We start from the raw sequence: 26328 nt of genomic DNA on the forward strand, positions 1-26328 counted from the left end.
ACCCGTGCGGCCGCAGCGTTTCACTGGGAGGTGACGGTAAGGGCGAACCCGGCACACCGCGGGAGGTCCCGTGAACACGCATGCGCCGCCGAGCTTCGACCCCACCCGGGTTCCCCACCTGATGGGCCCGTTCGCGCCGGTGAGCGAAGAGGTCGATGTCGCGGTCCTCGAGGTGACCGGCGAGATCCCGCCGGCGCTGGACGGGCTGTACCTGCGCAACGGCCCCAATCCCCGTTTCACGCCGATCGGCTCGTACCTGTACCCCATCGACGGCGACGGCATGCTGCACGGGGTCTGGCTCTCCGAGGGCCGCGCCCGCTACCGCAACCGCTTCGTACGCACCCCCGCACTGCGTGCCGAGGAACGGGCCGGCCGGGCCCTGTGGGGCGGCCTGGAGTCGATGATCATGCCGGACGCCGGTCAGGTCGGGCCCGAACTCGCGGGCACCTTCAGGGACATGCCGGACATCAACGTCGTACGGCACGGCCGGCGGCTGCTGGCGCTCGCCGAGTCGGCGTGCCCCTACCGAATCGGTACCGGTCTGGAGACGCTCGGCCGCGAGGACTTCGACGGCGCGCTGCCGATGGGCATCACCGCCCACCCCAAGATCGATCCGCTCACCGGCGAGATGGTCGTCTTCTGCTACGGCCTGGAGGCGCCGTACCTGACCTGGTCGGTCATCGGCCGCGATGGCGTGGTCACGCGGGGGCCCACACCGGTCGACGGCGTGGACGAGCCGATGATGATCCACGACATGGCCTTGACCGAGAGCTGTGTCGTCATCGTCCTCGCGCCTGCCTTCTTCGACTTCGCCCAGGCCATGTCAGGCGGCTCCTTCCTCGCCTGGCGGCCCGAGCGCGGGACCCGCGTGGTGCTCGTCCCGCGCGACGGCGGACCCCCGCGCTGGGCCGCCGACGAAGCGTTCTGGGTCTGGCACACGGTGAACGCGTACGACGACGGGCCCGGCCCGGATGCCCCGGTGGTCCTGGACTACGTGCAGTGGAGCCGGCTGACCGTCGGACAACCGGAGCCCGGAGCCGCCCCCGCGAGCGGCGGACTCGTACGGGCACGCATCGATCCGGTGGCGGGCACCATGACCCGCACCCCTCTGGACGACGCCCGCGTGGAGTTCCCCCGCATCGACGACCGACGCATCGGCCGCCGCCACCGCCACACCGCGCTGGCCACCGAGACCGGCCGCTCGGACCTGCTGCCCGGCGAGTACGACGCCGTGCGCTTCCACGACACCGAAACCGGTGCCTCCCCCGTCTGGGATGCCGGGGACCTGTCCGTCGGGGAACCCGTCTTCGCGCCGGTGCCGGGGAAGGACTCCGAGGAGCACGGCTACTGGCTGACCTTCGCCACCGACCGCACCGACGGGTCCGCGTGGTTCCTGGTCGTCCCGGCCCAGGACCCCGCCTCCGGCCCCGTCGCCCGCGCCCGCGTCCCGGTCCGGGTACCGCTCGGCCTGCACGGCTGCTGGCTGCCGACCGGCGGCGGCTGAAGCGGCCGTTCGGTCCGGTAGCCCTCGGGAGAGACCGCGCCGATGGGGCCGCCGCGTCCGAGGGTGGGGACGAGGCGGTGTCCGTCGGCGCCGCCGACGCCGTCGACCAGTACGTCTGCCCCCCGTACCGCCTCCTCGGCGGCGGTACGGGTGTGGTTCCTCCGGGGGAAGGTCCGGCCTCGGCGTAGGCCTGTACAACAAGGAGATCGCCGACCGGCTGCATGTCGGGGTCACCACCGTGAAGACCCACGTGGCCGGCCTGATGGCGAAGACGGGCCGGGACAACCGCATCCGTCTGGCCGTTCTCGCCGTCCTCACCGGCATCACGCCGAACTGACCCGCCCCCGCTCCGAGGCGGGCGCAGCCGGCTCGGTCTTTCGTCAGGGAGCGTTACGTCAAGGCCGATCGGGCCCGCGATAGGGAAGCGTCTGGCTGTAGACGACGCTCGTGGTCGTGCTGCCGAAGCCGGCCAGCTCGTCCATGAGTGCCTCCAGGTGCTCCATGGAGGTCGCGGCCACCTTCAGGGTGTAACAGTCGTCGCCGGTGGTGCGCAGGCACTCCAGGATTTCCCGTCGATCGGCGAGCAGCCTGCGCAACGGCTGGTGGCGGTTGCCCGGGTACTTCAACCGGACGACGGCCAGCACGGGGTAGCCGACCTTGGCCAGGTCGACCACGGCGCGGTAGCCGGTGATGACGCCCGTCGCCTCCAGCTGACGCACCCGTTCGGTGGTGGCCGAGGAGCCGAGACTCACGCGCCGCCCCAACTCGCTGAGGGAGATGCGCGCGTCCCGTTGCAGCTCATCGATGATCGCCCAGTCGATGTCATCAAGGTTCCCGGCCATATCGCGACTCTACCGGGAAAGTCATGGATGAATGGCCGGTTGACCGGGAGAAGGGTCTGTCACTTTCCTTGATCGCCAAGATAGCCTCCACGCATGCAACTTGGCGTGAACGTACCGAACTTCGGGCCCGGAACCGATCCTGGCGTGCTGAGAGAGTGGGCACGGGTCGTGGAGGGGCTCGGCTTCGATCTCCTCATGGTGTCGGATCACGTGGCCATCACCCCGGACGTGGCCGCGCGCTATCCGGCGCCGTTCTACGAGCCGTTCACCACCCTGTCCTGGCTTGCCGGCATCACCACGAGGGTGCGGCTGGGCACGACGGTGCTCGTGCTGCCCTACCGGCATCCGCAGTTGGTGGCGCGCATGGCCACAAACCTGAACCAACTCAGCGGCGGCAGGCTCGTTCTCGGAGCGGGAGTCGGCTGGGCACGCCAGGAATTCGACGCACTCGGCGTGCCGTTCACCGCTCGCGGCAGGCTCACCGACACGAACCTTGTCGCCCTGCGCAAGGCCTGGGAGGAAGAGGAGCAGGGACACACCGCCCCGATTCCCCTCTGGATCGGCGGCAACAGCGAGGCGGGAATCCGGCGCGCCATCAGGTTCGGTGACGCCTGGCATCCGCTACGGGGCACCCTGCCCTGGATGCGCTCGGTCGTGACGGCCCACGCGCTGCCGGCGTTCGCACCCCGCATCGCCCTGAGGCTGACCAGCGAACCGGTCGGCGACCCCGAGCGACTCGCGGGCGTGGGCACCCTGAAGCAGATCCTCGGTGATCTCGACGAGCTTCGCCGCCTCGGGGCCGACACCGTCGTGCTCGACCCGTACCACGGAGATCCCGAGGAAACCCGCCGACCCCAGGAGGCCTGGCGGACACTCACTTCCGTGGCCACCCATTGGAGGGCATCCTCATGATCACCACTGCCGACGAGGCACTCCTGCGGAGGGCCGTCGCCATCGCGGCCCGTGCCACCACCCTGGGCGACGCCCCCTACGGTTCCCTGCTGGCGGGCCCGGACGGCACGATCATCGCCGAAGCTCACAACACCGTACGACGGGACCAGGACATCACCGCCCACCCCGAACTGAAACTCGCGCGCTGGGCGGCCCGCGAACTCGACCAGGCCACGGCCGCACGCACCACTCTGTACACCAGCTGCCAGCCCTGCGGCATGTGCGCCGGCGGCATCGTCCGCTCCGGACTCGGACGTGTCGTCTACGCGCTCTCCACCGAACAACTCGTGCAACTCAACCCGGAGTCGGGCGCGTGGCCGACGGTGCCACAGGACGGCCCTGCCCTGTTCGACGAGGCACGCACCCCCATCGACGACTACTACCGGCCCCAACCCTGAAGACCGCCCATCGGCCCCGACCCGCCTCGCTGCGGGGCAGCGGCCGTCCCCCGGCCCGGAGGCGGGGGCGCAGTCGCCGTCCGGGCACCCCTGACGGGCAGGTGGGTCCGGGGAACAACGGGCAGAAATGGTCCGCCGCCTCCCCCGGGTGGGGGAGGCGGATGCGTCCTGCGGGGGGACGTGGCCGAGCCGTTCGGGCCAGATGCTGGGATTCCTGCTGATGAGGGGGAGTTCGGGTGGATCGCTGGGATCAGGTCGGGCGGAGCGCGGCGTACGGGGCTGCTCTGGCCCTGTCGCCGTACTTGCTGATCAAAGTCGCGTGGGTGGTCGGCTCTCTCGTGGGGGTGCTGCCGATCGGCAATGGGTTCGGACTGGCGGAGTGGGTGGTGCTCAACACCGTCACGGTCGGTATGGCGGTGATCGGGATCGCCCTGGCACTCGCGCTGGTGCGGCCGCGCCGGCTCCCGCTGACCTTCGGGTGGGTCGGATCGGGCTCGCTGTTCGCATGGAGCGCCTGGAAGCTGCCCCTCACCCTGTACGTGGCGATGTCGGATCCGGCCGATGCCACGCCACCGGAGGACATCACCGTCGCGGTGGTGCTGCACCTCTCCGCCGTGGTGGCGGGCGCGGCGATGATGCGGACACTGGTCCGCACGAGTATCCGCGACGCCGAGTCCCAAGCCCTGCGCGAGGTCGCCAGTCGTCTCGATGGCTGACTGCCCCGGACAGGCCGAATATGCCTCCCACCCGCAGGCCACGGGTTGTTGCCGGGCAGGGCAGCCTGAGTAGGCCGAGGGGACGGGTGCGGGGCGCGTAGGAGACCTCGCACAGGCCGGCCGCGATGCCGCGGTTCCCGGCCCGACGGAGGGTGTCGATGGTGAGGTTGCGTAGCGTGGCCATGTTCTCCGGGCCGCGCCCCGTTGAGATCTTGGAGGCGTCCCTCCTTGCGTGCCTGACGGCCTTCGGCCGGCCTGCGCGAGGTCTCCTACACGAGGTCCGTCTCGCAGGCCCTTCTCCGGGATACCGGGACCGGTATCCCGGAGAAGGGTGAGGGGGCGGGCGGTTGGACGGGCGGTCAGGCGGTCTTGGTGAACGTGTGGAGATGTTCGCGGAGGAAGGTGTGCAGGGTCCTGGCGGGGCGGCCGAGGATGGTCTCGATGGTGTCGTTGGGAGATTCCGGGCGTGCGACGGCCAGTTGCTGGATCTCCACCACGTGGTCGGCGAGCCAGGGCGGCATGTGTGCGGTGGTCAGGAGGTGGCTGCGGAACTCGCTCGGTGGCAGGTCGATGTAGCGCACGGGGTGGCGGGTCAGCTCGCCGAGTAGGCGGGCGAGCTCGGGGTGGCTGAAGGCCTGCGGGCCGGTCAGGGTGTAGGTGGCGCCGGCGAGGCCGGGGCGCAGGAGGGTCTCGGCGGCGACGTCGGCGATGTCTCGGACGTCGATGTAGTTGCAGGGCGCCTCGCGCATGGCCCCGATGAGTACGCCCTCGGCGATCGCCGGCGCGTTCAGGAGCAGCTTGTGCATGAATGCGTAGGGCCGGAGCAGCGTGGCCGTCATTTCGGTTGTCGCCAGGTGTTCCTCGACCCGCCAGTGGCTGCGCGAGATGGCCACCGGCGAGGCGGGCTCGGCTGCCGGCGCGGAGAGTTTGACCACGTGCCGTACCCCGCTGTGGGCTGCGGCGTCTATCACGTTGGTCTCCAGCTCGGCTTGACGCGGGCTGTTGGCCATGGCGAGGAAGAGTTGCGTGGATCCCTCGAACGCGTCGCGGAGCGTCGGAGGGTCTGCGGCGTCCGCACCGACGATCTCGACCGGCGTGTTCGTGCCGAGGGCGGCGCGCAGATCTTCGGGCGTACGGCTGACGGCGCGGCAGGGGACTTCGCGTTCGATGAGCCGCCGGAGCAGGGCGCCGCCGGTGGCGCCGGTGGCGCCGATGAGGGTGATCACAGTGTCCCTTTCGTGGGTGGGGGAGGGGTGGGTCAGGCCTGGTGCCGGGATGTCGTGCCGTGCCACCGCCAGGTGACGATGGCGGCGGCCAGGCCGGCCGACAGCGGCAGGTCGATCCGCAGCCGCTCCAGCCATCCGGCATCGGGCACCGGCGTGTGCGACGGCAGCCAGTCGGATCCGAACCATCCGGCCAGGCCGGCGATTCCGGCCGCCGTAATGACAAGTCCGAGGGTGAGCACCGGTCGTGGCGCCGAGGTCGTCCAGCATCGGGGTCGGCCACGGCGGTGCAGCCACGCGCCGACGATGCAGGCCACCAAGGCCGATGTGGCCCCGATGGAGGTGAAGGCGGCCCTGGTGAGGTCGGGCCGGCCGCTGAGGAATCCGCCGAGCCCGGCGGTGAGCGCGGGGGCCAGGTAGGCGGTCGCGACTTCCTTCCACAGGGTGAACGGTCGCGTGGCGAAACCGCGCTGGGCGGTTCTGGGAGGGGGACTCATGTGACTCCTCGAAGGTGATTAGCTGGCTAAGTAGTTGATTAGGCGGCTAACTATTCGGGCGCGGGAAAGGGTGCCGCGCGGTCGAGGCAGCCCCGCGCGGACGTGATGTCGCGGCTATTCGGCAGTCAGTGCGCCGATGCGGTGAGTGATCCGCTCCAAGAGGTCGAGGAACAGCCCGCGTTCGTCGGCGGCCAGCCCGCCGACCAGCGCCTCAAGCCGTGCGAAGTGGTCCGGGGCCATGTCGCGCAACCGCCGGCTGCCGCGCGCCGTGAGTACGACCACCGCGCCCCGCCCGTCCTCCGTTGAGGCGCGGCGAGCCACCAGGCCCTCTCGCTCCAGGCCGACGACCAGGCCGGTCACCGTGGCGCGCGAGACGCCAAGACTCTTGGCGAGCTGCGACGGCGACTTCTCGCCGTCGCTGTCCTCGAGGTCCACCAGGAGGCGGTAGCGCCCGGTCGACAGCCCGGAACGCGCGAAGTGCACTTCGGACGCCCGGTCCAGGCGTGCCCCGGCAGCCATCAGGCGCACCGCGACGAGCACCGCCTGCGGGTCGGCCTCAAGCCCGTACCGCGCGATCTGCTTCCGTGCCTGTTCGAGCGTGGGTGCAGCGCCGGGGTTCGCATCCTCGTCACTCATGAGAAGTAATATGGTGGCTAACCATCTGCCGGTCAAGTCGCCGAGAGCCTCGCAGTCGCAGACGGCGGACGGCTCCGCCCCCGACTGCGGCCCGCCGCGCCCGGGGCCCTCACCGCAGACAGGGTCCGCCTCGGGTGAGGATGCTAAGCGGGTCCCGGGGGCAGGTGGACGGTCATGATCAGGTGACAGGTCTCGGCGCCTGAACCGCGGTAGGTGTGGCCGGCGTCGGCGTCGAAGGCGGCGGTCTGTCCGGCGGCGACGGGGTACTCGGCGCCGTCGACGACGAGCACCATCTCGCCCCTGGTGACGCTGACGGTCTCGGTCACGCCGGCCTGGTGGGGGTGGCTGGGGTACTCCTCGCCGGGTTCCAGTGACCAGCGCCAGACCTCGGTGGCCGCCGGGCCGCCGGTGGTCAGCATGAGTCGGGCCTCGCTGCCGCGCTCGCCCTTCCACAGGGGCACGACGGTGTCGGCGCTCACCACCCGCACGCGCTGTTCGGGGCTGCCTTCCATCAGCGCGGAGACGGAGACTCCGAGGGTGTCGGCGAGGCGGACCAGAGTGGCGAAGTTGGGGTTGCCCTGGGCCTTCTCCAGGGCGACGAGGGCGCCCTTGCTGACCTTGGCGCGGCGGCCGAGTTCGTCCAGGGACAGCCCGGCGCGGGTTCGGGCCGCGCGGACGTTGTGCGCGAGCGTCCGCAGTGCCGCCTCGGTCTCGACCATCGGTTTCGTCCCTCCAGCAGCAGGTCGGTGTGATGCACCACGCGGTCGTTCGGTTGACGGCCGACGGTCGGTGCGTTGTACGGTGTAGTCGTTCCATTGATAGTAAGGGTGTACGTACCGTGATCGCTCTCCTGCTGGCCCTGGGCAGCTCCCTGGCTTACGGGTGCGCCGACTTCCTCGGCGGCCTCGGCGCCCGCAAAGCCCACGTCCTGCGGACCGTGATGATCGCCGCCCCGGCCTCGCTCACCATCGAACTGCTGCTGTGGCCCTTCCTCGGCGCCTCCTTCGCCCCGGCCACCCTCGCCTGGGGCGCCGCCTCCGGCGTCGCGTCGGCCGCCGCGTTCGCCCTGCTCTACCGCACGCTGGCGATCGGCCCGATGAACGTGCTGTCCCCGATCACCGCGCTCATCTCGGCGATGCTGCCGGTCGGCGTCGGGCTGGTGCAGGGCGAGCACCTCGGCCCGGCCGGGCTGATCGGCCTGCCGCTCGCACTGGCGGCGGTGGTCATGGTCAGCGCCGGGCACGGCGCGAAGTCGGCACGCCCCTCGCGTACCGCGCTGCTGTCGGCCTTCGGCGCCGGTGCCGCCATCGCCCTGCAGCTGGTCTTCCTGCACCAGGCGCCCTCCGACAGCGGCGTCGGCCCGCTGATCGTCGGCCGTGCCGTCTCCTCCGCCGTCACCCTGGCCGCCGCCGGTGTGATGTTCCGGCGCCTGGGCCCGGAGAAACCCGCGTACGCGGTCTCGGCGGCGGCCGGTGCGCTGGACTCGGTGGCCAACCTGCTGTTCCTGCTCGCCGCCCGCAGCGGCGACCTGGCCGTCGTCGCCGTGATCACCGCCCTGTACCCGGCCGGGACGGTCCTGCTCGCCCGCAGCGTCCTGGCCGAGCGCATCCACCGCGGGCAGCTGATCGGCCTGGGCACCGCCGCCGTCGCCGTCAGCCTCCTCGCACTCACCTGAACCACCCCGTACGGCGCGGACGGCCACGACTGGTACGACCACCACGAGCCCGTCGAACAGAGCACCGACACCGCCCGCCGGCTCACCGAACGAGGCACCGCGCCGGACGTGCCCACCATTGCCCATTACCCGCGCCGTCTGGACCGCCTGGACCGCGTCGCTAACCGGAACTCCCGACCGCCCTCACCCCAACCCACTCCCGGAACGGAACCGCTCTCACGATGACCACCCTGCGCATCAGCCCCGCCGTCGCCGACGCCTTCCCCGACACCCTGATCGCCGTCGTCACCGCCACCGGCCTGCACGGCCGTCGGCCCTGGCCCCGCACGGCCGCCGCTGTGGAGATCCTGGAACAGGACCTCGCCTCCGGCGCCTGGACCCCCGCCGACGAGACCGACCCGCGCATCGACGCGTGGCACACCGCCTACCGCTCCTTCGGCACCAACCCCCGCCGCATACGGCCCAGCGTCGACGCCCTCGGCCGCCGCCTGGCGAAGAAGGGAACGCTGCCCCGGATCAACCCGGCCGTCGACTCCTACAACGCCGTCTCCGTCCGCCACGGCCTGCCCGCCGGCGCCTTCGACCTCGACCACGTCACCGGCGACATCGAGATCCGCTACGCCGAGGGCACCGAGACGTTCACCCCGCTCGGCGAACCCGACACCGTCGAGAACCCCAAGACCGGGGAGATCATCTACACCGACACCACCGACGTCCTCACCCGGCACTGGAACCACCGCGACGCCCACCGCACCCGCGTCACCGAGGACTCCACCCACGTCGCCTTCATCCTCGAAACCGTCCACGCCACCCGCGACGGCCACCTCCTGACCACCGCCGCCGACGAACTGCGGGACCTCCTCACCGAACACTCCGCCCAGAGCGCCGTCCACTACCTCAGCCCCGCACACCCGCAGGCCACCCTCCGACACCACGCCCGGTGACGGCGAAGGCCGAACGGCACGTCCCGTACCCCTCCTCCTTGCACCCGGGCAAGGCGAAGATCAACCGGGTGTGACGGGCGGGGTGTCGGGACGCGTGGGCACGCCGACCCTGCGGGCCGCCTCGCGCCGGACGCGCCGTTCTCGCGGCCCGGTCCCCGGGCTCCCGCCGAGGGCCCGCGCCAGCCCTTCCGCCTCGGCGACGGTGAGCGGCACGTCGCCCGCCTCCAGCGCCGTGGCGAGCTCGGAACGGGAGAGCGCCCGGGTGCCCTTGTCGCCCGGCACGGCGACGAGGACGGCCTGGTCCCCCGCCAGGGCGAGCAGGGCTCCCTCGGCGGTGAGCGTGGCATGCGGCTCGCCGAGCAGGAAGCCGATCACGTCCAGGGCCCGTACTCCGATGCCGCCGAGATCCGCCACGGCGACGCGCCGCAGGGCGGGCCGTTGCGGGACGGGGAGGCGCCCGGGCAGGCTGAGGAGCGTGAGGACCAGTTGGCAGAGGACGCGTCCCGCGTCGAAGAACTCGCCCTGCTCCAGCTTCTCCCGGTAGATCTCGCGCAACTCCCGCAGGCCCTGCTCGGCGAGGACCAGCGGATGCTCGACGCAGTCGGCGCTCGCGCCCCAGAACCAGAGCGTTTCCCCGGCGTCCCCGGCGTCCCCGGCGTCCCCGGCGTGCCCGGCGGGACGCACGGCCGCGGCGAGCGCGCCGACGCACTCGACGACCTGGTCCAGGTGCTCGTCGGCGCCCCACAGGAGGCCGCTGAACAGACAGGCCCCGTCGGCGCCTTCGAGGGGGTACGGGCGGGCGTCCGCTCCCGGACCGATCTCTCCCGCGTACGGGACGGTGTACGCGAGGATGCCGGCCGGGACGGTGCCGGTGTCCGGGGTGACGACGCGGAGCCCGGTGTCGTGGCGGTGCCCGTCGTCGGTGACCCGGTGCACGGCGTAGCCCGCGCCGGGCAGCGTCGTGGCGGCCGGGCCGAGGCGTTCGCGGGCGAGCGGGTCGAGGTAGAAGGCCCCGGCGCCGAGCCGGTCGGCCACCGTCCGCTCCGGGCCGGTGCCGCCGAGCGCGGGCACGAGCGGGAGCTCGGCGGAGCCGACGGTGAGGCGGTCGAGGGAGATGCTGCCGAGCGGCGCGTGCCGGAACCCGTCGCCCATGCGCGTCCGCAGGGTGGCGAGCCGTTCGGGCGCCCACTCTCCCTCGTGCGCGGGCGACGACGCGGGAGACGCGGGCGCGCCCCAGGGGCGGGCGCCGGCGCCGAGGTCGCGTGCGCCGCTCCCGGTGTGGGCGGCGAGGCCGAGGCCGCCCGCGGGCCGTCCGACAGTGCCGGTCGCGGCCGGCCCGGGGCCGTCGAGCAGCGGCAGGGCGACCGGCCGGCCGGCGTCTGCGTAGCTGGGCACCTCGTAGCCGTCCACGGAAGCGCGCGGCGCGGACGCCGGGGACGCCTCCGCGGCGGGCCGGGCCCCACCGGGAGGGGCCGCCGGCGTGGTCGGCCCGCCGGTCCGGTCGCCGTCGAGCGCCTGTACCGCGTCCGCGACGGCCTGCCTGACGGCGAGTTCCAGGAGCCGCGCCGTCTCCGGGGCGAGGCCCTCGGGCCGGACGGGCAGTTCGGGCGGGTGGAAGCGGCGCTCGTGGCGGCCGGTGCTCATCGCACCCTCTTTCCGGCGACGATCCGGTAGACGGTGCTGACGTCGTCGGCGGTGACCTCGAAGACGATGTCGGGGTGGAGGGTGCTGAGTCGGGCCAGTACCCCGAGGCGGGTCCCGGTGCCGAGTCCGGCAGCGCAGGGCCCGCAGACCTCCTGGTCGACACGGATGTAGACGGTGTGGCCGCGCGCGGCGGCCCGTTCGGCCTCGGTCAGGCGGGCGAGACGGGCGTCGAGCTGCTGGCCGAGGTCTTGCTCGGCGTGCCCGTGGGCCTGTGGGGCGACGTTGTCCGCCGGCCGGATCTCATGGGCGGGGTCATACGAGCCGAAGGCCTTCGGCGAGCCGCCGGCGAACAGCTCCCCGGCGAGGGCGGGGATGTCGGAACGGGCGACGCCGAGCGTGCCCCGGTACGCGGCGGCGGCCTTCGCGGTCGGCTCCACCCAGTACGCTCCGGCCCGGGTGGTGAGCCGCTCGTATCCCGCGGGCTCGCGGGCGGACGGTTTGCGCCGCCCCGGCCCCTCCCGCCGGAGCCGATCCGCCTCCCGCCGACGCCGCTCCGCCTCGACGGCGGCGCGCACCTCGCGCAGGTCACCGCGCAGCTGGTCCTGGATGGCGGGGTCGGTGGGGCGTTCGGGCTGGTACGGGCGCTTGGCACCGCCCCACTCCTTGTCCAGGAGCTCCTTGGCCACGGGGTCGTGGGCCTCGCGGGCGCTCAGTTCCTCGATGCGGGCCGTCTCGTACCAGTGGCGGTCCAGGGCGGCTTCCCGGTCGATGAGCGAGGCCTCCCTGAGCCGCGCCCAGCTGGGCCACACCGTGGTGGGCTGGGGGCGCGGGCGGGGGGCCTCGGTGGCGGGGGGCGGGCTCTGCGCGCCGGGGCGCGCGTCCTCGGCCTGGGATGCGGCGTCCGCGCCGGGGCGCGCGCTCTCACCGGCGTGCACGGAGGCGACGGCACGCGCGGCCTCGGCGACCGGGGCGAGCGTGGAGGGCGCGGACCCGGGCGCGGACGCGGGTGTCGCGTGCGCCGGTGCCGCATGGGCGGGTGCCTCGTGCGTGGTCGCCGCACGGGCGGGCGTTTCGCGGGCCGATGCCCCGTGCCCGGGTGCCTCGTGCGCCGGTGTGATCCGGGCGGGAACGCGCGACGCCGTCCCCGTGGGGCGCGCGTGGGCGAGCCCCCGGCCCGCCTCCTCGGCGCGCGCGCCGATCGCCCGCGCCCACGCCCGCGCCTCCGCCGCCGGGAGGGTCTGGCTCAGGGAGTGCTCCATCCGCTGCCGGGTCAGGGCCAGGGCCTCCGCCCAGCGTTCGGCCGTGACGCCCTCGGCGCTGAGCAGGCGCGTCACCAACGCGGTCTTGATGAGCGTGGGCCCGACCCGGGCGAGGAGCGCCCGCAGGAAGGGATCGACGGTGAAGGCCAGGACCACGCCGTAGACGGCCTGTTCCTCCATCGTGGCGACGTACCTGTCGACGCCGGACCAGCTGCCGGCGACGATGTCGTGCGCGAACGTCCGCAGGGCGGCGGCGGTGGCGCCGCCCACCGCGCCGGTGACCAGCTGCCCGGCGATCCAGGCGGCGATCCGGCCGCGCAGCGTGGCGGTGCCGATCCGGCTCCCGGTCCAGCCGCCGAGTCCGCTGCCGACCCGGTAGCCGAGGGCGTCGAGGTAGCCGTCGACGGCGGCCATGAGGAACCCGCCGACCCTGAACTCCTCGTGGCCGAGCAGGACTTTGATCAGATAGGCGGCTTCGGTGATGCCGATGTTCGCACTCACCGCGCCGATGCCGCCGCCGAGCCGGACGAGGGAGCCGCCAAGCCGGATGAGGGAGGTGACGACGCCCGCCTCCCAGGCGAGGGCCGCGCCGCCGACGACGGCGACGGTGAGGCCGGCGATCCGGTAGGCGTCCCCGGCACGGCCGAGCCGCCAGTGCACGAGCCGTGCCTCGAACTCGCCGACGGGTTCGCGCAGGGGACCGGCGGCCGTCTCCCACTTCCCGCCGTCGCCCACGACGCGCGAGACGATTGAGAACCCGATCTCGTAGGAGGGCAGTCCCTGCTCCTGGGCGTCGAACACCTCCAGGAGGACGATGCCGTACTCGACCTCGACCTTCTCGAAGTCGTCGGCGGTGAACCGCACCGCCCGCGCGGCCCGCTCCACCGCGGCGGTGCTGAACTCCCCTTCGGAGTAGTCGCGTCGGTCGTCCCCCGCGAGGATGTTCCCCACCATGTGCCCGCGTTCGGCGAGGAGCGCGTCCCGCAGGGCCTCGGCCCGGCCAGGCTTGGGGCGCGTGATGTCGCGGCGCTTGCGGTACAGCGGGTCGGCCTTCCCGAGGACCTCTCCGGCGAGCACCGTGCCGTCCGGACGGCGGTCGAGCCGCACGGCCCCCTTTCCCGGGCCGCCGACGGTGTAGGTGTGGGCGGTGGTGGCGGCCCGCTCCCGGGCGAGGGCGGCGCGCAGGGCGGCCACCTTCTCGTGGTGCGCGTACGGGGTGGCCTCGCACTGCCGGAGCAGGCGCAGCCGCAGGGCGAACCGGCGGGTGGCGTCGGCGGCGGCGAAGAACTCGCCCAGTTTCCCCCGGCGTTCGAGACTGATCAGCACGTACTGGAGGAGGGTGCCGGCCCGCCCGCGGTCCTGGGAGACGCTCCTGGTGAGCAGCGCGTCGAGGGCGGCGGCGAACTCGTCCTCCCCGAGGAGCGGGACGAGCTCGCCCGCCAGCCGCCGGGCCTCCGGCCGGAAGAACGCGGCGCCCAGGGTCTCGGGGCCGAGATCGAGCGCGGCGCGGCAGTACAGCACCCGCTCGCCCTCCTCGTCCGGCCACACGGCGGCCGCCCGGACGGAGTCGGGCACGCCGTGCGGGACGCCGCTCGGGGCGATGAAGAGGCGGGCGGCCGGTTCGCGGTGCGCGGGGCCGTGCGCCACGTGCCGTTCGAGCAGCAGGCGCAGGGCGTCGCGCTCGATTCCGGTGGGAGTGCGGACCGCGTTGGAGGCGGCGCGCAGTACGACGGGCTGCATCCACACGGTGGTGGTCTCCTCCGCGTACTCCTCGGCGTACCGGCTCCACGGCAGGCCGGTGGCCCGCTCGAACACCGCCGGGTCCACGCAGAACCCGGCGTCGCGGACGGTCATGGCGAGTTTGAGGGCGGGCCCGATGTGGGCGACGTCCGCGAGGGTGACGCGGGGCAGCCGCATGGCGGCGAAGACGGCGTGGTTCCTGGGCAGGCGGGGGAGGCGGGCGGCGACCGTCCCGCTCGCGTCGGCTTCGGCGAGCCGGCCCAGTGCGGTCGTGGATCCGGAGACGAACCAGGCGGGTTCGCTCGCCCCGCTCGCCTCCTCGGCGGAGCCGAGCGCCACGAGTTGCCGCCCCAGCTCGTCGGGCTCCTGGACCTGGTCGACGCGCACCAGCCAGATGTCCACCGCGCGGACCGAGCCGGCGATCGAGCGGTAGAGGGCGCCCTGCGGGAACGGCTGCCGCAGCTCGCCCTCCACGAAGCCGATGAACCGCCCGACCTCCATCCGCGCCCGCGCGGTCCCGACGATGGTCCAGGGCGCCGGGCCCGCCACCGGGATGGTGGTGCGGCGCCCGGCGTCGGCGTAGGACGGCAGCGCGTAGCCGCCCGCCACGTCCCGGTCCGGCTCGTGCACCTCCCGCACCCCGCCGCCCGCCGTCCACGCGGGGGCCGGCCGCCCACGCCCGAGTTCCCGCTCGGCCTGTGCGAGCCGCCCGGCGACGAGCGCGGTGAGCCGTCGGGTGAGTGCGGCGAGTTCGTCGGGGCCGGGCTCGCCGGTGAGGGTGATCCTCACCGGTACGTGGACGTGGGTCTCCATCGCGGGTCCGGCTCCGCTACTCGGTGACCAGGATCATCACGCGGAGCGGGCAGCCGAGCATGTCTCCGCGCTCGCTCCACAGGGCGATGTCGAAGGTGTGCAGGCTGCCGAGCGGGGCGCCCTCCGGCAGGTCGACGACGAGGTCGGTGTCGATCCGGTCGGGACGGTCCGGGGGGAGGCTGAAGAGCGTGTCGAGCCCGGGGACGAGATCGGACCGCAGGGCGATTGCCGACGGCTCGGTACCGACCGTGATGGGCACGAGCCCGCCGGACGTGGTCAGGCTGATCTCCCCCCGGGCGATCCCGGCCTCGGTCGCCACGACGCCAGGATGGTGCACGAGCATGGCGAGCTGGCTCTCGCTGGGCTTCGTCGTCACGTGTTCGGTGCTGACCCTGAACATCGTGTCCCCTCCTCCCGGCGGCGGGTACTGCGTCGTGGGGACCTTCGACGAGGTGCCGGGGCCGTGTGATGCCTCCCTCAGGACGATGTTGCGCTGGGCGTGGTGCGCGTTCTTGACGGGTTCGAACGGTTGGTTCTCGGCGAGCAGCGCCCCTTCCGCATTCGGCCCCGTCGTGTAGACGTTCGCGGCGACGCAGAAGTGCGCGGTGGCGCTCGTCATCCCGAGCTCGGTGGTGGTGGGCTTCCAGACCGGGGGCGCCACGATCTCGACCGCCTGCCCACCCGGGATGTCCGTGGGGGGCGCCTCGTCGAACGGCTTGTACTTCGCCGAAGGTGTCATCGAGGGGCCGTACCCCGGTGAGAACAGGTACGCCTGGACCCGGACGCCCTGGATCAGGTTACTGGTCTTGTTCTGGACTTTGACCTTGACCACGGTCTCCAGGTCCACCCTGGTGGTGTTGCCGTCCTCGTAGCGGCTGCGGTCGCCGGCAATGGGATAGGTGCGGATGCAGAGGCCGTTGTTGTCCCAGAACTTGGTCGTGTTGCTGTCGGGCCACGGCCGTGAGCCACCGTCGTTGCCGTCCATGGGGATGAAGAAGGTGTCGGCCATGGGGCCTCCGTTCAGATGCTGAGGTACGAGAGCTGGATGCTCGTGATGACGAGGGAGGTTCCGGCGGGGGCGTTCTCCGCGTACGCGTCGATGAAGTAGCGGTACGTGCCCATGTCCACCCGGTTCCGGTCGGCCGGCACGTCCTGCGGATCGCCGAAGGGCCCCCCGGAGCACGACACCTGGACGACCGTCTCGAGGTTGCTGGAGTCCGCGAGCGGGATGCGGAAGAGAGTGACTTGCAGACTGCCGCTGCCGGTGTTCCGGCCGGTCGCGCGGAGCCGGCGCAGGACGACGCCGTCGGGCAGGGGCACGCTCATGATCCCCCGAAGGCTCGGACGGGACCCGTCCTTCCTGGTCGCCACCCCGAAGGAGTCGAGGCTCCACGGCGGGTCGCCCTCCACGGGGACGAAGGCGGGTGCCAGCGTGAGCTTCCGCTCCACCGTCGGCCGCTGACCCGCCGCCTTCAAGCCCGTGTCGATCTGAGCCACCACCTTCGACAGGCTCTCCAGGTCCCGCTGGATCGAGTCGAAGCGCACGTTGAAGCCGTTCTGCCCGCTCGCCGCCACGCGGTCGCGGTTGTCGACCCACGCCACGTGTTTGAAGGTGGGGCTGAAGACGATGTCGGTCACGGGGTTCCTCCGGGCAGGAGACGGGTGACGACCTCGACGCCCAGCGGGCGCAGGTCGTCGAGGAGCTGGACGATCAGGGATCGGGTGGCGGGCGGCAGCGTGTGGCCCGTGAGTTCGGGGCGCAGCCGGACCGTGAGCTGGTAGGGGCCGGTCTTGTCGCCGACGCGGTAGGCGGCCTGCACCCAGGCGGGTCCGCCGTGTTCGCCGCGTACGGACATCGTGCCGGGGGCGGTGGTCAGGAGGGCGGCGGCGCCGTCGCCGGTGGACCAGCCGAGGACGCCGGCGGCGCCGACCTCGGCGGGCGAGGGGGTCACGGTCAGCGGCACGGTGGTGCCGATCGGCAGGACGTCGCGGAAGAGCCCGGTGGTGACCCGGACGGGGTCCTGGTGTTCCTGGGCGACCGTGACGACCGGGCCTGCGACGCGTACGTAGCTGAAGCCGGCCCGGTGGGCGAGCGCGCCGAGCGTTCCCGGGGGCAGCCCCGGATGGCCGAGGCGCAGTTCGCGCGCCTCCCTGGCGAGGGGGCTCGCCGTCGCGCTCAGGTCCCTGCGGACGGCCAGCCTGCCGGTGGTCGCCGCCGGCACGAGGGCGATCAGGGCGTCGAGGCGTTCGGCGACCTCGCGGCGCATTCGGTGGGTCTCCGGGTCGGTGCCGTACTCGGCGTGGGCGGGGTCGTCGTGGCGTACGAGGAAGGCGGGGTGGAGACCCTCGCCGGGCGGCATGGGCGGGGGCGGGGCCGGATCGGGGGTGCCGTCGGCGCCGATCGCGGTGTTGTCGGCGACGGTGACGGGCCGGACGACGAGCTCGCGGGTGGCGGAGGCGGTGAGGCCGGCGAGGCGGAGCTCGGCGACGACGACGAGTCGCCCGGGGGCCTTGCCGCGCAGGACGACGGAAGCCCCTTCGGCCGGGCCGACGAATTCACCGCGGCCCGCGCCGTCGCGCAGCAGGTACCAGCGCACGAGGGAGCCGGGGGGCGGCACGAGGGGCCGTACGGAGAGGGTGGTCGTCCCGTCGACGGGGAGGCCGCCGTCCACGGGGATGGTTCCGTTGCCGGTGTCCATGCCGAGGAGTTCGCCGGGTGCGCACTCGGCGTAGACGAGTCCGTCCGGGCGGTGGGTGACCAGGTCGAATCCGGACCAGTGGGCGAGGGCCGCGATCCGTTCGCCGGGGATGGTGTCGTGGCTGAGGAGGACGGCGCGGCCGGTGGCGCGGGCGTCGTCGGCCCTCGGGTCGTATCCGGCGTGGACGACGGACAGCGAGGCGAAGAGGTTGAGCCGGGCGATGGCCGCGACGACGACGGACTGGACGAGGAGGGGTTCGGGGGTCCCGGGGAGGGGCCGGGATTCGGCGGCGAAGGGGGACAGGGCGACCAGGAGGCCGGGGTGGAAGACCTCGTCGACGGGGGGCCGGGGCAGGTCGGTGCCGATGGTGCCGAGGAGGTCGACGCTCTGTCCGGGCGGCAGGTCGAGGGGGGCGACGCGAAGTGGCAGCAGGCCGCGGCGGAGTTCGGCGTCGGTGTCGTCGAGGACGAGGGGGTCGGCGATGCCGTCGACGGGGCCGACGGCGTCGTTGAGGGCGGCGAGGAGGCCGGCGGGGGTGGGCAGGGTCCAGCGGCGGGCGACGGTGAGGCGGCGCCGGTAGGCGGCGTCGGTCTCGCCGGGGGCGCGGACGACGCCGAGGCCCGCGCCGTTGCGGTCGAGGTGGACGCCGAAGGCGTGGGCGAGGGAACGCTGGGCGGCGGTGCGGGAGAGCTGGCGGCGCAGGTGGTCGCGTTCCCAGCCGACGGCCCACAGCAGCCGGCCCATGGTGCCGAGGAGGGCGGTGAGCTGCCACCAGTCCTCCTGGGGTCCGGCGAGGCCGGACTGGATGCCGGTGAGGATGCCGGTGCCGTCGGGGAGGGGGACGGAGGTTCCGGTGGTGAGCCCGTCGGGCAGCGGTACCGGCAGTGCCGGGGCGCCGCGTACGCCGAGGGTGACGGTGGTCCCGGCGGGGACGTCCCGGCGGGCCTGGAGGATGTACAGCGGGCGGGGTGTGACGCCGAACTGCGCGGTGTGCAGCCGGAAGTCGTACGGGTCGACGGCCGTGCCCCGCACCACGAGCCGCAGCCGGTCGGCGCCGCGCGCGAACGGCACGGTGAGCCGCGCGGCCATGTCGGCGGCGGCGAGCCGGGGCGGGTCGGGTGCGACGGCGGGGGCGGCCGTGTCGAGGGTGCTGCTCATCGGCCGACCACCTCGATGCTGCTGAGGGCGGGGTCGGCGGCGAACACGGCCATCTCGGTGGGGCCCATGGCGAGGGATTCGCCGACGGCGGCCTCGACGGTGCCGAGCTGGTAGAGGACGCCGCCGAAGCCGAAGCGCCCGAACGCGGGCGGGCAGCGCCGCAGATGGAGCCGGCGGACGTCGTCGACGCCGGGCTGTTCGGCGAGGGCGCACATCACGCGGGCGTAGAGGACGTCGTCGCCGAGCCGGAGCCGGCCGATGTCGGCGGTGAGGCGGGTCCGGATGCGGTCGACGACGGTGGCGCCGTCGAAGCCGGCGGCGAGGACGATCTCGGCGCGCACCGCGACGTCGATGTGGTCGGCCTCGACGACGTTCACGTGGACGCCGATCGGCCGGACCCGGTCGACGGCCGCCTCGACGAGCTCGTACACGCCGGTGACGGAGCCCGGGGCGGCCAGGGTGCGCCACGGCCGCAGGCCGTGGTGGGCTACGGCGACCTCCGCGAAGTAGGGCTCGCCGACGCGCCGTTCGTCGCTGAAGGTACGCCCGCCGAAGTCGAAGCCGCCGAAGTAGGCCTGGGAGACGTCGATGCCGCCGAGCGGGTCGGAGACGCGGGCGTCGATGACGTCGGGCACGCCCAGGGCCGCCTGCCGCACGCTCTCCACGGTCCACAGGGCGCGCGGAAGGGCGATGATCCTGGCCCGGTAGGCGTCGTCGTCCTCGGGGATCAGCTCGTCGAAGGGCGCCGGGTTGGTGACGACGAGCGCGGCGGGCGGCCAGTCGGCGAGGTACTGGGCGCGGTGCGCCGGGTGCACGTCGTCGACGCTCCCGGCGGCGACCGGGCCCTCCCCGGGGTCGACGGCGAGGACACGGACGGTACGGGCGGGCGCGGCGGTGGTCAGTTCGACGGGGGCGGTGGTGGCGAAGGCCCGGGCGGGGTCGCCGTCGCCGAGCAGGACCGTCGCCTCGGGCACCACGTAGGTCCGGCCGGGGACGCCGCCGGTCAGGGTGAGGGCGACGGTTCCGGCGCGGCGGGCGGCGTGCCGGGCGAGGCCCGCGTCGTCGCCGAGGAGTTCGAGGGCGGCGCCGTCGGCGGTGGCGGTGAACTGCCCGTAGTAGAGGGCCTCCATGCGCTTCCACAGTTCGGCGTCCTCCTGGGCGACCACTTCCAGGATCTTGCCCAGGGGGCTGGTGGGCGACAGGTCGACGTCGGCGCCGAGGGCGGCCCGGGTGCGGGCCTTGCTCTCGGCGAGGATCACGTCGAGGCCCTTGAGGACGAAGCCGTCGGGGGTCACGCCGTACGTCATCGCTCACACCTCCACTTCGGCGGTCAGGGCGGTGGTCCGGCCGTCGAGGGCCTCGACGAGGACGCGGACGGTCAGGACCCGGACGGCGTGGTCCTCGGTGAACGTGACGTCGACGACCTCCCGCACCCGTGGATCGGCGGCCAGAGTGCGGACGATCTCCAGGCGCAGCAGGTCCTTCAGGACGCGGGTGCCGCCGGGGTGGGTGAAGGCCTGCCCGGCGCTGAGCCCGTAGCGGTGGTCGCAGGGGTCGCTGCCGTACGGGGTGAGCAGGCGCAGCGTGAGGGCCTGGACGAGGTTGGCGAGGCCGTGCACCTCGGCGAGAGCGCCGCCGCGGACGACGAGGTCGCCGTCGTCGAGGAGCAGGCTGTGGCCGAGTGGTTCGAGCGGGGCGGGGCTGGTCATGGGCTGGCGGCTCCTCAGTCCGTACGGAGCAGGGTCTGGCCCGGGTCCTCGACCTGCCAGGCGACGGGGAGGACGGGGACGGCCTGGGTGGTGCCCTTCGCGGTGGCGAGGGCGACGGGGGTGCCGCTGACCTTGAGCAGGCGGCTGGCGCCGGTGCTGACGGCGGTGACCTTGACGCAGGGCGCCTGCCCCTTGCTCGCGTCGATGTTGGGGCAGGCGGGGACGGTGGCGGTGAGCAGGTCGGTGACGAGCAGGGCGGGGGCGCCGTCGACGGTGAGCGCGCTCTGCGAGGCGGTGGCGAGGACGGTGGCGCCGTGGGCGCACTTGAGGACGGAGGCGGTGGTGAGGACTTCGGGCATCACGTCACCTGCACGGAGGCGCCGTCGAGGGACAGGCTGACGGTCCCGTTGGTCAGGGTGATGGCGGGGCCGTCGGTGCGGACGGTGACGGCCCCGGAGGGGTCGATGGCGATGGTGGTGCCGGTGTGGTGCTCGATGGTGACGGTGTCGTCGTCGGGTGGGGTGGGGCGGGTGCCGACCTGCGGCAGTTTCGGTGTGCCGACGAGGATGTGCAGGCCGCGGGCCTGGATGATCCGGCCGCCCTTGGCGTCGGTGAGGTCGTTGACGCCGGGGCCGGTGGGCTGCCCGTCGGAGCCGGTGCCGGTGGGCAGGGCGAGCCAGTGGTCTCCGGGTTCGGGCGCGGGGGCTCGCGCGCCGGGGGTGCGGGGCCAGAGCCAGCCGACGACGGCGGCGTCGTTGACCAGGTTGCGGTTGTGGGCGAGCAGGGCGCGCATGCCGGGGTAGACGGGTGTCATGAGCCCGCACGGGCCGAACGCGAAGGGCGCGGCGACGGGTTTGTCGAGGAGGACGTCGTCGCCGACCGGTGCGGTGACGCTGGGCATGCTCGTGGAGGGCGGCGGGGACTGTCCGTAGCGCAGGGAGACCTGGTGGCCTGCGCTCTTGTAGGCGCTGACCTCGCCGACGTCGACGGAGGGGCGGGCGAGGAGGGTGCGTTGGGCGCCGGCGTCGAGGCGGTCGGCGACGGCGCGGACGCCGTCGACGGCCTCGACGAACTCCCCGGCGCGCGCGGCGACGAGCTGCACCTCGCAGACGTAGCCGGTGCGTACGCCGAAGCGGTGGACGAGCCGGTTGACGCGGAGCGTTCCGGTGGGGGCGTCGGGAAAGCGGTGGAAGGCGGCGGTCTGGCCGACCCGCAGGTCGGGGTGGCCGAGGACGACCAGGTCGAGCGAGTTCCGGGTGGGCGGGCGTTCCTCGCCGGGTGCCACGACGAGGGTCTCCTCGCCCTGGGCGTCGCCGTACGAGACGAGGTTGACCTCCGGGTCGAAGGCGACCGGGGCGGGGTCGTCGGTGCCGACGGCGCGGCCGATGAGGACGCGCCGGTCGCGGATCACGACGGGGGCGCGGGCGGTGTCGGCGAGTTCGCGCAGCGCGTCGAGCGCGGAGGGGTTGCGGACGGTGTGGTCGGTGAGGGGGGTCGCCAGTTCGGACTTGTCGGCGACGGTGAGTCCGGCGGCCTCGGCGACCTTCTCGGCGAACTCCAGGGCGGTGGCGGACTCGGCGCGGTGCACGCCGGCGGGGGTCATGCGCAGGGCGTAGCCGCCGGCGTCCTGGCCGGTGAGCCGGACCCTGCTGAGGCCGTCCTCGGCGACCCAGGAGTTCAGTTTCACGATCCGGCCGGTCATCACGGGGTGGCGGCCGACGGTCGGGTCGTCGAAGTACCCGAGCCGGACGGTGGCGGCGAGCGGGCGCCGGGCGAGGGTGTCGCGCAGGGTGGTGACGGTCTGGGCGGGGAGGTTGACGAGGACCACCTCGAAGGTGCTCGCGACGGCGCCCTCGCCCATGGTCACGGTGATGTCGGCGTCGAGGACCAGGGAGCCGCCGAGGACGTCGTTGGAGACGGTCAGCGGCAGGGTGGCGAGCCCGCCGAGACCGGTCAGCGGCCCGGCCGCCTCGGCGGCGGCTTCGGCGGCGGCTCCGGCTTTGGCGACGACGCCGGTGACGGAGCCCTTGGTCTCCTCCTCGGCGACGGTGAGGCTGTAGCGGATGGCGAAGCTCATCGGGCGCCCACCCCCGCGAGGACCTTGGAGCCGTAGCCGCCGGTGCCGTTGAGGTTGCGCACGTCGACGCGGGCCTCCCGGAAGACGAGTTGGAGCTCGCCGGCCGGGCAGGGCAGGCCGCGGACGGCCTTGCGGCGCAGCAGCGGGACGAGTCCGCCGGGCTCCTCGCGGGCCACGGCGATCACCAGGAACGGCCCGCCGCCGCCGAGCAGGTCGAGCACCCCGCCCGCGGCCACCGTCTCCTCCGCGGCGTTGACGTACAGCTCGATCCGGTAGACGCGCTCGCCGAAGCGCAGCCGGAAGGACTGCGGAAATCCTTCGTCGGCGTCGACGGGCAGACTCGCCTGCATCGGGCTTCCTCTCGGGACGGGGCGGCTGGTCGTGGGGGTGGGTCAGAGCAACGGAGGGCCGGGGGAGCGGGGCACGGCCCCGGGGGCCGGCATGGAGGGGACGCCGGGGCTCCCGGCTGCGAGCGCCAGGTCGGCGGCCTCGCCGATCAGCGCGCCCAGGCTGGAGCGGGGCACGTGCTGGAGGGTCATGGACAGGTCGAAGGCGTCCCGCTTCTGCACGCTCTGCGCGAACCGCAGGTCGGTGATCTGCATGTCGAGGCTGAGGGTGAGCCCGCACACCACGGGGATGCCGGTGGCGGCGAGCGCCGGTCCGGCGGCGGAGAGCAGTGCCCGCGAGGTGAGCGCGAGCACCTCCAGGGCCTTCTTCGTCGCGAAGCGGTCCGGACCGAGCAGCACCGCCTCGACGGTCAGGGTCTTCGTGGACGGCTGGGTGGCCTGGGAGAACCTGCTGCCCAGGATCCGCTCGACCCGGTACCCCTCGGTCATGGTGAGGCTCTGCACGTACAGCAGGGGGATCGTGCCGATGAGCACCTTGTCCGCCACGGGCTACCCCCGGCTGCCGAGTTCACGGTCGAGTTCCTCGAAGACGTGCGCGGCGATCCGACGGAGGTGGTGGTCCTGGAGGGCGCCGACCACCTCCACCTCGACGGGGAAGTGGTAGTGCACGACCTGGCCGGCGTCGCCCCGGTGGGAGACCACGGCCTCGCTGCCGGGGGCGGGCACGATGTACTCGCCCTCGTGGACGAGGGCGATGCCGGTGCGCTCCACCCGGTCGCCGGAGCGAGCCGCGGGTGCGGTGGCGTCATCGGAGGTCTCGGGGGGCACGGTCAGTCCTCCACGCCGACGTTGAGGGCCATGCAGGTGAAGGTGGCCTGCGGGACGCCGTCGACGGTGATGTTGCTGGGCTGGGCGGCGCTCACCACGCAACGACTGAACTTGAGCGAGGAGAACGCCCAGTCGTTGCCCTTCTTCTCGGCGACCGCGATGGCGAACTCCCCTCCCTTGACGGCGAGTTCGGTGAGATCGGCGACGGCCGAGGCGATGGCCGGGATGGTGAGCGTGAAGGTGAAGGTGAAGGGCTGGCGCACATAGCCGACGCCGTCCGCCTCCAGGCTGTGGATCACCGTGTGCGGCACGTTGAACGACGGGGAGAAGTTGGTGATCGGCGAAATCGTCCGGCCGGCGAGTTTCACTTCCAGCCGGGTGTTCCAGTCGGACATGGGAAACGGCTCCTTGGTCGGGTCAGACGAACTTGAGCGTGATGTTGATGCGGTGGATCGCGCCCGCGTAGACGACCCGCACCATGGCCTCGGCGGCGCGGTCGGTCTGGGCCGCCCGGACGAGGCCGTCCTCGGTCGGGGTGCGCTGCGGCTTGTCGAGCAGGGCGAGGATGGGCACGACGATCTCGTACTCCTCGATGACCTCGGCCCTGCGCAGGGGTTCGAGGACGGTCTCCATCTCGGCGACGAGCCCGCGCAGACCGGAGCGGCTGATGCGGAGGTTGCCGATGGTGCCGATGAGGCGGGCCTTGAGTCGGAAGGTGATGTCGTCGACGGTGCGGACGACATCGATGTACCTCTTTCCGCGGGTGTCGCCGGTGTAGCCCTCGCCGAGGTAGACGCCCGCGCCGGGGATGAGCGGCGGGTCGACCAGCCAGTTGACGCCTTTGCCGCCCGGTCCGCCGCCTTCCTCCTCGGATCCGTTCAGCTTGACGAGGTCCGCGGCGGAGAACGCGTCGGACCTCACCTTGACCTTCTTCAGGAGCAGGGAGACGTGCGGCTCGTAGCCCGCGATGGTCCCGGCGACGGCGGCGGCGACGTCCTCGTCGCTCTTGTGGGCCACGTAGACCATGCGGTCGGTGACCAGGGTGCCGGTCACCACGGCGGGGTCGGCGGCGCCCTTGGCGAGCATCGCGACACCGATGCGTTCCATGCCGTCGGCCATGGGGGCGCAGACGTGCTCGGCCAGTTTCGCGATGCCGGGGGTCGGCGCGACCGGGCCGCCGCCCGGCGGGGCGACGAGGGCCAGTTCGGTGTCGGCGACGACGACGATCTGCACGTTCAGCGTGCCCACCTTGGCGAACGCGTCGTCATGGGCGTCGGACTGCGCGAGCCGCACGCCCCAGACCTCGCTGGGGCCCGGCTCCTGCACGAGGGCCGTCGCGATGGCGTCGCCGAGGGGGCCGGAGGCGATCCTGCGGGCCTCGTTGACGTCGGTGAACAGGTGGGGGACGTTGGGCGCCAGGAAGTCCCCGGGCGGGCTTGTCGTCGGCGGGGTCGCCACGCCGACGACGGCGATGTTCCCGTAGGCGCGGGCGGCGGGGGCGAAGGGGAAGCCCTCCGTCTTGACGCGGACGTAGCGGACGGGAGTGTTGGGCATGGGACGTGCTTCCTTCCGGAACGGGGTGGGTCTTCGGCGCTCGCCGACCGGTGGCCCGGACGGGCCCGAAGGCGGCGATCGCGTCAGGTCAGGAACACCGCCGCCATGCCCGCGCCCTCCAGCAGACTCTCGATCTGCGCCCGGGTGAGCCCCGGCTCGGCGGGCGGCGGCAGCGGCACGGGGGCCGGGAAGGCGGCGACGAGCGCGTACGGCGCGACGCGCACTCCGAAGGATCCTGGGGGCAACGGACGGTCGCGGGCCGCGGCGGCGACCAGACGGGCCGTCCGTACCGCTCCTGCGACATCGTCGGCGGCGCCGACCACCACGGCGGCGTCCACGGCGACGGTCCGCCGGTTGGCGGGGTGCCCCGGGTCGAAGACGGGCGGCCGGCGCAGCTTCACCTCCGTGCGGAGGTACTCGCCCGACTCGCGCAGGTCCTCCACGGTGACGAGCCCGTGGCTGCGCATGAACGCGTCCAGGTCCAGGAAACGGAACTGGTCGCGGAACTCGTCCAGGGTGTCGTACGCGTCGACGGCCTTGACGACGAGGGAGTCGAGGCCGCCGGGGTCGGTTTCGGCGACGACGTCGATCTCCAGCTCGGCGAGGACGTCGATCCACACCGGCTCGGCCGTCTCGCCCTCCCAGCGGAAGTCGGACAGCGTCGTGCCCGGTACGACCTGACTCCAGTTGCCCCGGCGGGCGTCGAGAGGGAAGACCGGCCACTGCGCCGCGACCTTCCGGACCCGCAGCGCCGCCACCGAGTCGATGCGCTCGTACTCCAGTTCATGGGTGCGCTCGACGAGGAACCGGGCCCGGGGTTCGAGCAAGGCGCCGAGCAAGACCGGATCGGCGAGCCGGGCCATGGCCCGGTCCTGGATGCCCCCCATGCACACACGTCCTTTCGCGCCGCGGCGGACCGCAGAACGAAAGTGCGGCTCCGGCGTGCGGCAAGACATAGGGATGCACGCCCGCACACCGGGCGACAAGGTCTCCTACTCCTTGCGGAGGAGAAGAGACACCGATCGGGCGATTGCGCCCCGATCGGTGTTTCGCCCGCCCTCACCTGCCCCTTCGGGCGAGCGCGCGAGCACCGTGGGGGGTGTGCGCCGGGGCG

General features: G+C 73.2%; 27 protein-coding genes. 7 read left to right on the forward strand and 20 right to left on the reverse strand.

Translation table 11 applies throughout. The features are described from left to right. The first annotated feature begins 121 nt into the window (after window positions 1-121). Both ACFYZL_RS31315 and ACFYZL_RS31320 read left to right on the forward strand, forming a co-directional pair. On the forward strand, window positions 122-1504 hold the full coding sequence (locus ACFYZL_RS31315; protein WP_388683711.1) for a carotenoid oxygenase family protein: 1383 nt from the start codon (window positions 122-124) through the stop codon (window positions 1502-1504). A gap of 190 nt (window positions 1505-1694) precedes the next feature. Next, window positions 1695-1841, forward strand: a complete 147-nt coding sequence (locus ACFYZL_RS31320; RefSeq protein ID WP_384746827.1) for a LuxR C-terminal-related transcriptional regulator — start codon at window positions 1695-1697, stop codon at window positions 1839-1841. A gap of 58 nt (window positions 1842-1899) precedes the next feature. Here ACFYZL_RS31320 and ACFYZL_RS31325 read toward each other — a convergent pair whose 3' ends face one another. Next, on the reverse strand, window positions 1900-2346 hold the full coding sequence (locus ACFYZL_RS31325; RefSeq protein ID WP_388683648.1) for an Lrp/AsnC family transcriptional regulator: 447 nt from the start codon (window positions 2344-2346) through the stop codon (window positions 1900-1902). A 93-nt stretch (window positions 2347-2439) separates the two neighbouring features. On the opposite strand from ACFYZL_RS31325, the gene ACFYZL_RS31330 reads away from it, so the two are divergent. The 3 genes from ACFYZL_RS31330 to ACFYZL_RS31340 all read left to right on the forward strand — a co-directional run bounded on the left by ACFYZL_RS31330 (window position 2440) and on the right by ACFYZL_RS31340 (window position 4411). Further along, a complete protein-coding gene (locus ACFYZL_RS31330) occupies window positions 2440-3258 on the forward strand; it encodes an LLM class flavin-dependent oxidoreductase (RefSeq protein WP_384746776.1) in 819 nt (272 codons plus the stop codon). Beyond that, window positions 3255-3695 (forward strand): nucleoside deaminase, encoded by a 441-nt coding sequence (locus ACFYZL_RS31335; protein WP_388683652.1) that lies wholly within the window; start codon window positions 3255-3257, stop codon window positions 3693-3695. The genes ACFYZL_RS31330 and ACFYZL_RS31335 overlap by 4 nt, the downstream gene beginning before the upstream one ends. Window positions 3696-3931: 236 nt before the next feature. Next, window positions 3932-4411: a hypothetical protein gene (locus tag ACFYZL_RS31340; RefSeq protein WP_388683654.1), complete on the forward strand. Its 480-nt coding sequence runs from the start codon at window positions 3932-3934 to the stop codon at window positions 4409-4411. 359 nt (window positions 4412-4770) lie between these two features. Here the strand turns inward: ACFYZL_RS31340 and ACFYZL_RS31345 are convergent, their stop codons facing one another. The 4 genes from ACFYZL_RS31345 to ACFYZL_RS31360 form a co-directional block, all read right to left on the reverse strand. Further along, window positions 4771-5637, reverse strand: coding sequence for an NmrA family NAD(P)-binding protein (locus tag ACFYZL_RS31345; RefSeq protein WP_388683656.1), 867 nt, complete (start codon window positions 5635-5637; stop codon window positions 4771-4773). 32 nt (window positions 5638-5669) lie between these two features. Next, entirely contained in the window at window positions 5670-6131 is a 462-nt protein-coding gene (locus ACFYZL_RS31350) for a hypothetical protein (protein WP_388683658.1), read from the reverse strand. Between the two features lie 114 nt (window positions 6132-6245). Further along, window positions 6246-6767 carry a MarR family winged helix-turn-helix transcriptional regulator gene (locus ACFYZL_RS31355; protein WP_388683660.1) on the reverse strand — a complete coding sequence of 174 codons (522 nt, stop codon included), beginning with the start codon at window positions 6765-6767 and terminating at the stop codon, window positions 6246-6248. Window positions 6768-6910: 143 nt separating this feature from the next. Further along, window positions 6911-7486 (reverse strand): helix-turn-helix domain-containing protein, encoded by a 576-nt coding sequence (locus tag ACFYZL_RS31360; protein ID WP_384746788.1) that lies wholly within the window; start codon window positions 7484-7486, stop codon window positions 6911-6913. Window positions 7487-7605: 119 nt separating this feature from the next. Between ACFYZL_RS31360 and ACFYZL_RS31365 the strand changes: the two genes are divergently transcribed. After that, window positions 7606-8442, forward strand: a complete 837-nt coding sequence (locus ACFYZL_RS31365) for an EamA family transporter (protein WP_384746790.1) — start codon at window positions 7606-7608, stop codon at window positions 8440-8442. 221 nt (window positions 8443-8663) lie between these two features. Next, entirely contained in the window at window positions 8664-9386 is a 723-nt protein-coding gene (locus tag ACFYZL_RS31370) for a B3/4 domain-containing protein (RefSeq protein WP_384746792.1), read from the forward strand. A 60-nt stretch (window positions 9387-9446) separates the two neighbouring features. On the opposite strand, the gene ACFYZL_RS31375 is transcribed toward ACFYZL_RS31370, so the two are convergent. From ACFYZL_RS31375 to ACFYZL_RS31445, 15 genes are all read right to left on the reverse strand, one after another. Further along, window positions 9447-11030, reverse strand: coding sequence for a hypothetical protein (locus ACFYZL_RS31375; RefSeq protein WP_388683663.1), 1584 nt, complete (start codon window positions 11028-11030; stop codon window positions 9447-9449). Beyond that, entirely contained in the window at window positions 11027-14842 is a 3816-nt protein-coding gene (locus ACFYZL_RS31380; RefSeq protein WP_388683666.1) for a hypothetical protein, read from the reverse strand. Before ACFYZL_RS31380 ends, ACFYZL_RS31375 begins: the two co-directional genes overlap by 4 nt. A gap of 16 nt (window positions 14843-14858) precedes the next feature. After that, on the reverse strand, window positions 14859-15851 hold the full coding sequence (locus ACFYZL_RS31385) for a hypothetical protein (RefSeq protein ID WP_384746798.1): 993 nt from the start codon (window positions 15849-15851) through the stop codon (window positions 14859-14861). Window positions 15852-15862: 11 nt separating this feature from the next. Further along, window positions 15863-16480, reverse strand: a complete 618-nt coding sequence (locus ACFYZL_RS31390; protein WP_384746800.1) for a hypothetical protein — start codon at window positions 16478-16480, stop codon at window positions 15863-15865. After that, on the reverse strand, window positions 16477-18699 hold the full coding sequence (locus ACFYZL_RS31395; protein WP_384746801.1) for a hypothetical protein: 2223 nt from the start codon (window positions 18697-18699) through the stop codon (window positions 16477-16479). The genes ACFYZL_RS31390 and ACFYZL_RS31395 overlap by 4 nt, the downstream gene beginning before the upstream one ends. Next, on the reverse strand, window positions 18696-20006 hold the full coding sequence (locus ACFYZL_RS31400; protein ID WP_384746803.1) for a baseplate J/gp47 family protein: 1311 nt from the start codon (window positions 20004-20006) through the stop codon (window positions 18696-18698). Before ACFYZL_RS31400 ends, ACFYZL_RS31395 begins: the two co-directional genes overlap by 4 nt. 3 nt (window positions 20007-20009) lie before the next feature. Further along, on the reverse strand, window positions 20010-20408 hold the full coding sequence (locus tag ACFYZL_RS31405) for a hypothetical protein (RefSeq protein ID WP_384746805.1): 399 nt from the start codon (window positions 20406-20408) through the stop codon (window positions 20010-20012). 14 nt (window positions 20409-20422) lie between these two features. Next, entirely contained in the window at window positions 20423-20767 is a 345-nt protein-coding gene (locus ACFYZL_RS31410; protein WP_384746807.1) for a hypothetical protein, read from the reverse strand. Beyond that, window positions 20767-22485, reverse strand: a complete 1719-nt coding sequence (locus ACFYZL_RS31415) for a hypothetical protein (protein ID WP_384746809.1) — start codon at window positions 22483-22485, stop codon at window positions 20767-20769. The genes ACFYZL_RS31410 and ACFYZL_RS31415 overlap by 1 nt, the downstream gene beginning before the upstream one ends. After that, window positions 22482-22835, reverse strand: coding sequence for a hypothetical protein (locus ACFYZL_RS31420; protein ID WP_384746811.1), 354 nt, complete (start codon window positions 22833-22835; stop codon window positions 22482-22484). Before ACFYZL_RS31420 ends, ACFYZL_RS31415 begins: the two co-directional genes overlap by 4 nt. A 42-nt stretch (window positions 22836-22877) precedes the next feature. Then, on the reverse strand, window positions 22878-23378 hold the full coding sequence (locus ACFYZL_RS31425; protein WP_384746812.1) for a hypothetical protein: 501 nt from the start codon (window positions 23376-23378) through the stop codon (window positions 22878-22880). 3 nt (window positions 23379-23381) lie between these two features. Next, window positions 23382-23660: a hypothetical protein gene (locus ACFYZL_RS31430; RefSeq protein ID WP_384746814.1), complete on the reverse strand. Its 279-nt coding sequence runs from the start codon at window positions 23658-23660 to the stop codon at window positions 23382-23384. A gap of 2 nt (window positions 23661-23662) precedes the next feature. Continuing rightward, window positions 23663-24055, reverse strand: coding sequence for a hypothetical protein (locus ACFYZL_RS31435; protein WP_384746816.1), 393 nt, complete (start codon window positions 24053-24055; stop codon window positions 23663-23665). 22 nt (window positions 24056-24077) lie between these two features. Beyond that, the gene (locus ACFYZL_RS31440) at window positions 24078-25214 is read right to left on the reverse strand and encodes a hypothetical protein (RefSeq protein WP_384746818.1); all 1137 of its coding nucleotides are present in this window, start codon (window positions 25212-25214) and stop codon (window positions 24078-24080) included. 83 nt (window positions 25215-25297) lie between these two features. Then, entirely contained in the window at window positions 25298-26101 is an 804-nt protein-coding gene (locus ACFYZL_RS31445; protein ID WP_388683672.1) for a hypothetical protein, read from the reverse strand. Between the last annotated feature and the right edge of the window lie 227 nt (window positions 26102-26328).

The organism is Streptomyces sp. NPDC001717 (assembly GCF_042892775.1).
Taxonomy (GTDB): Bacteria; Actinomycetota; Actinomycetes; order Streptomycetales; family Streptomycetaceae; genus Streptomyces.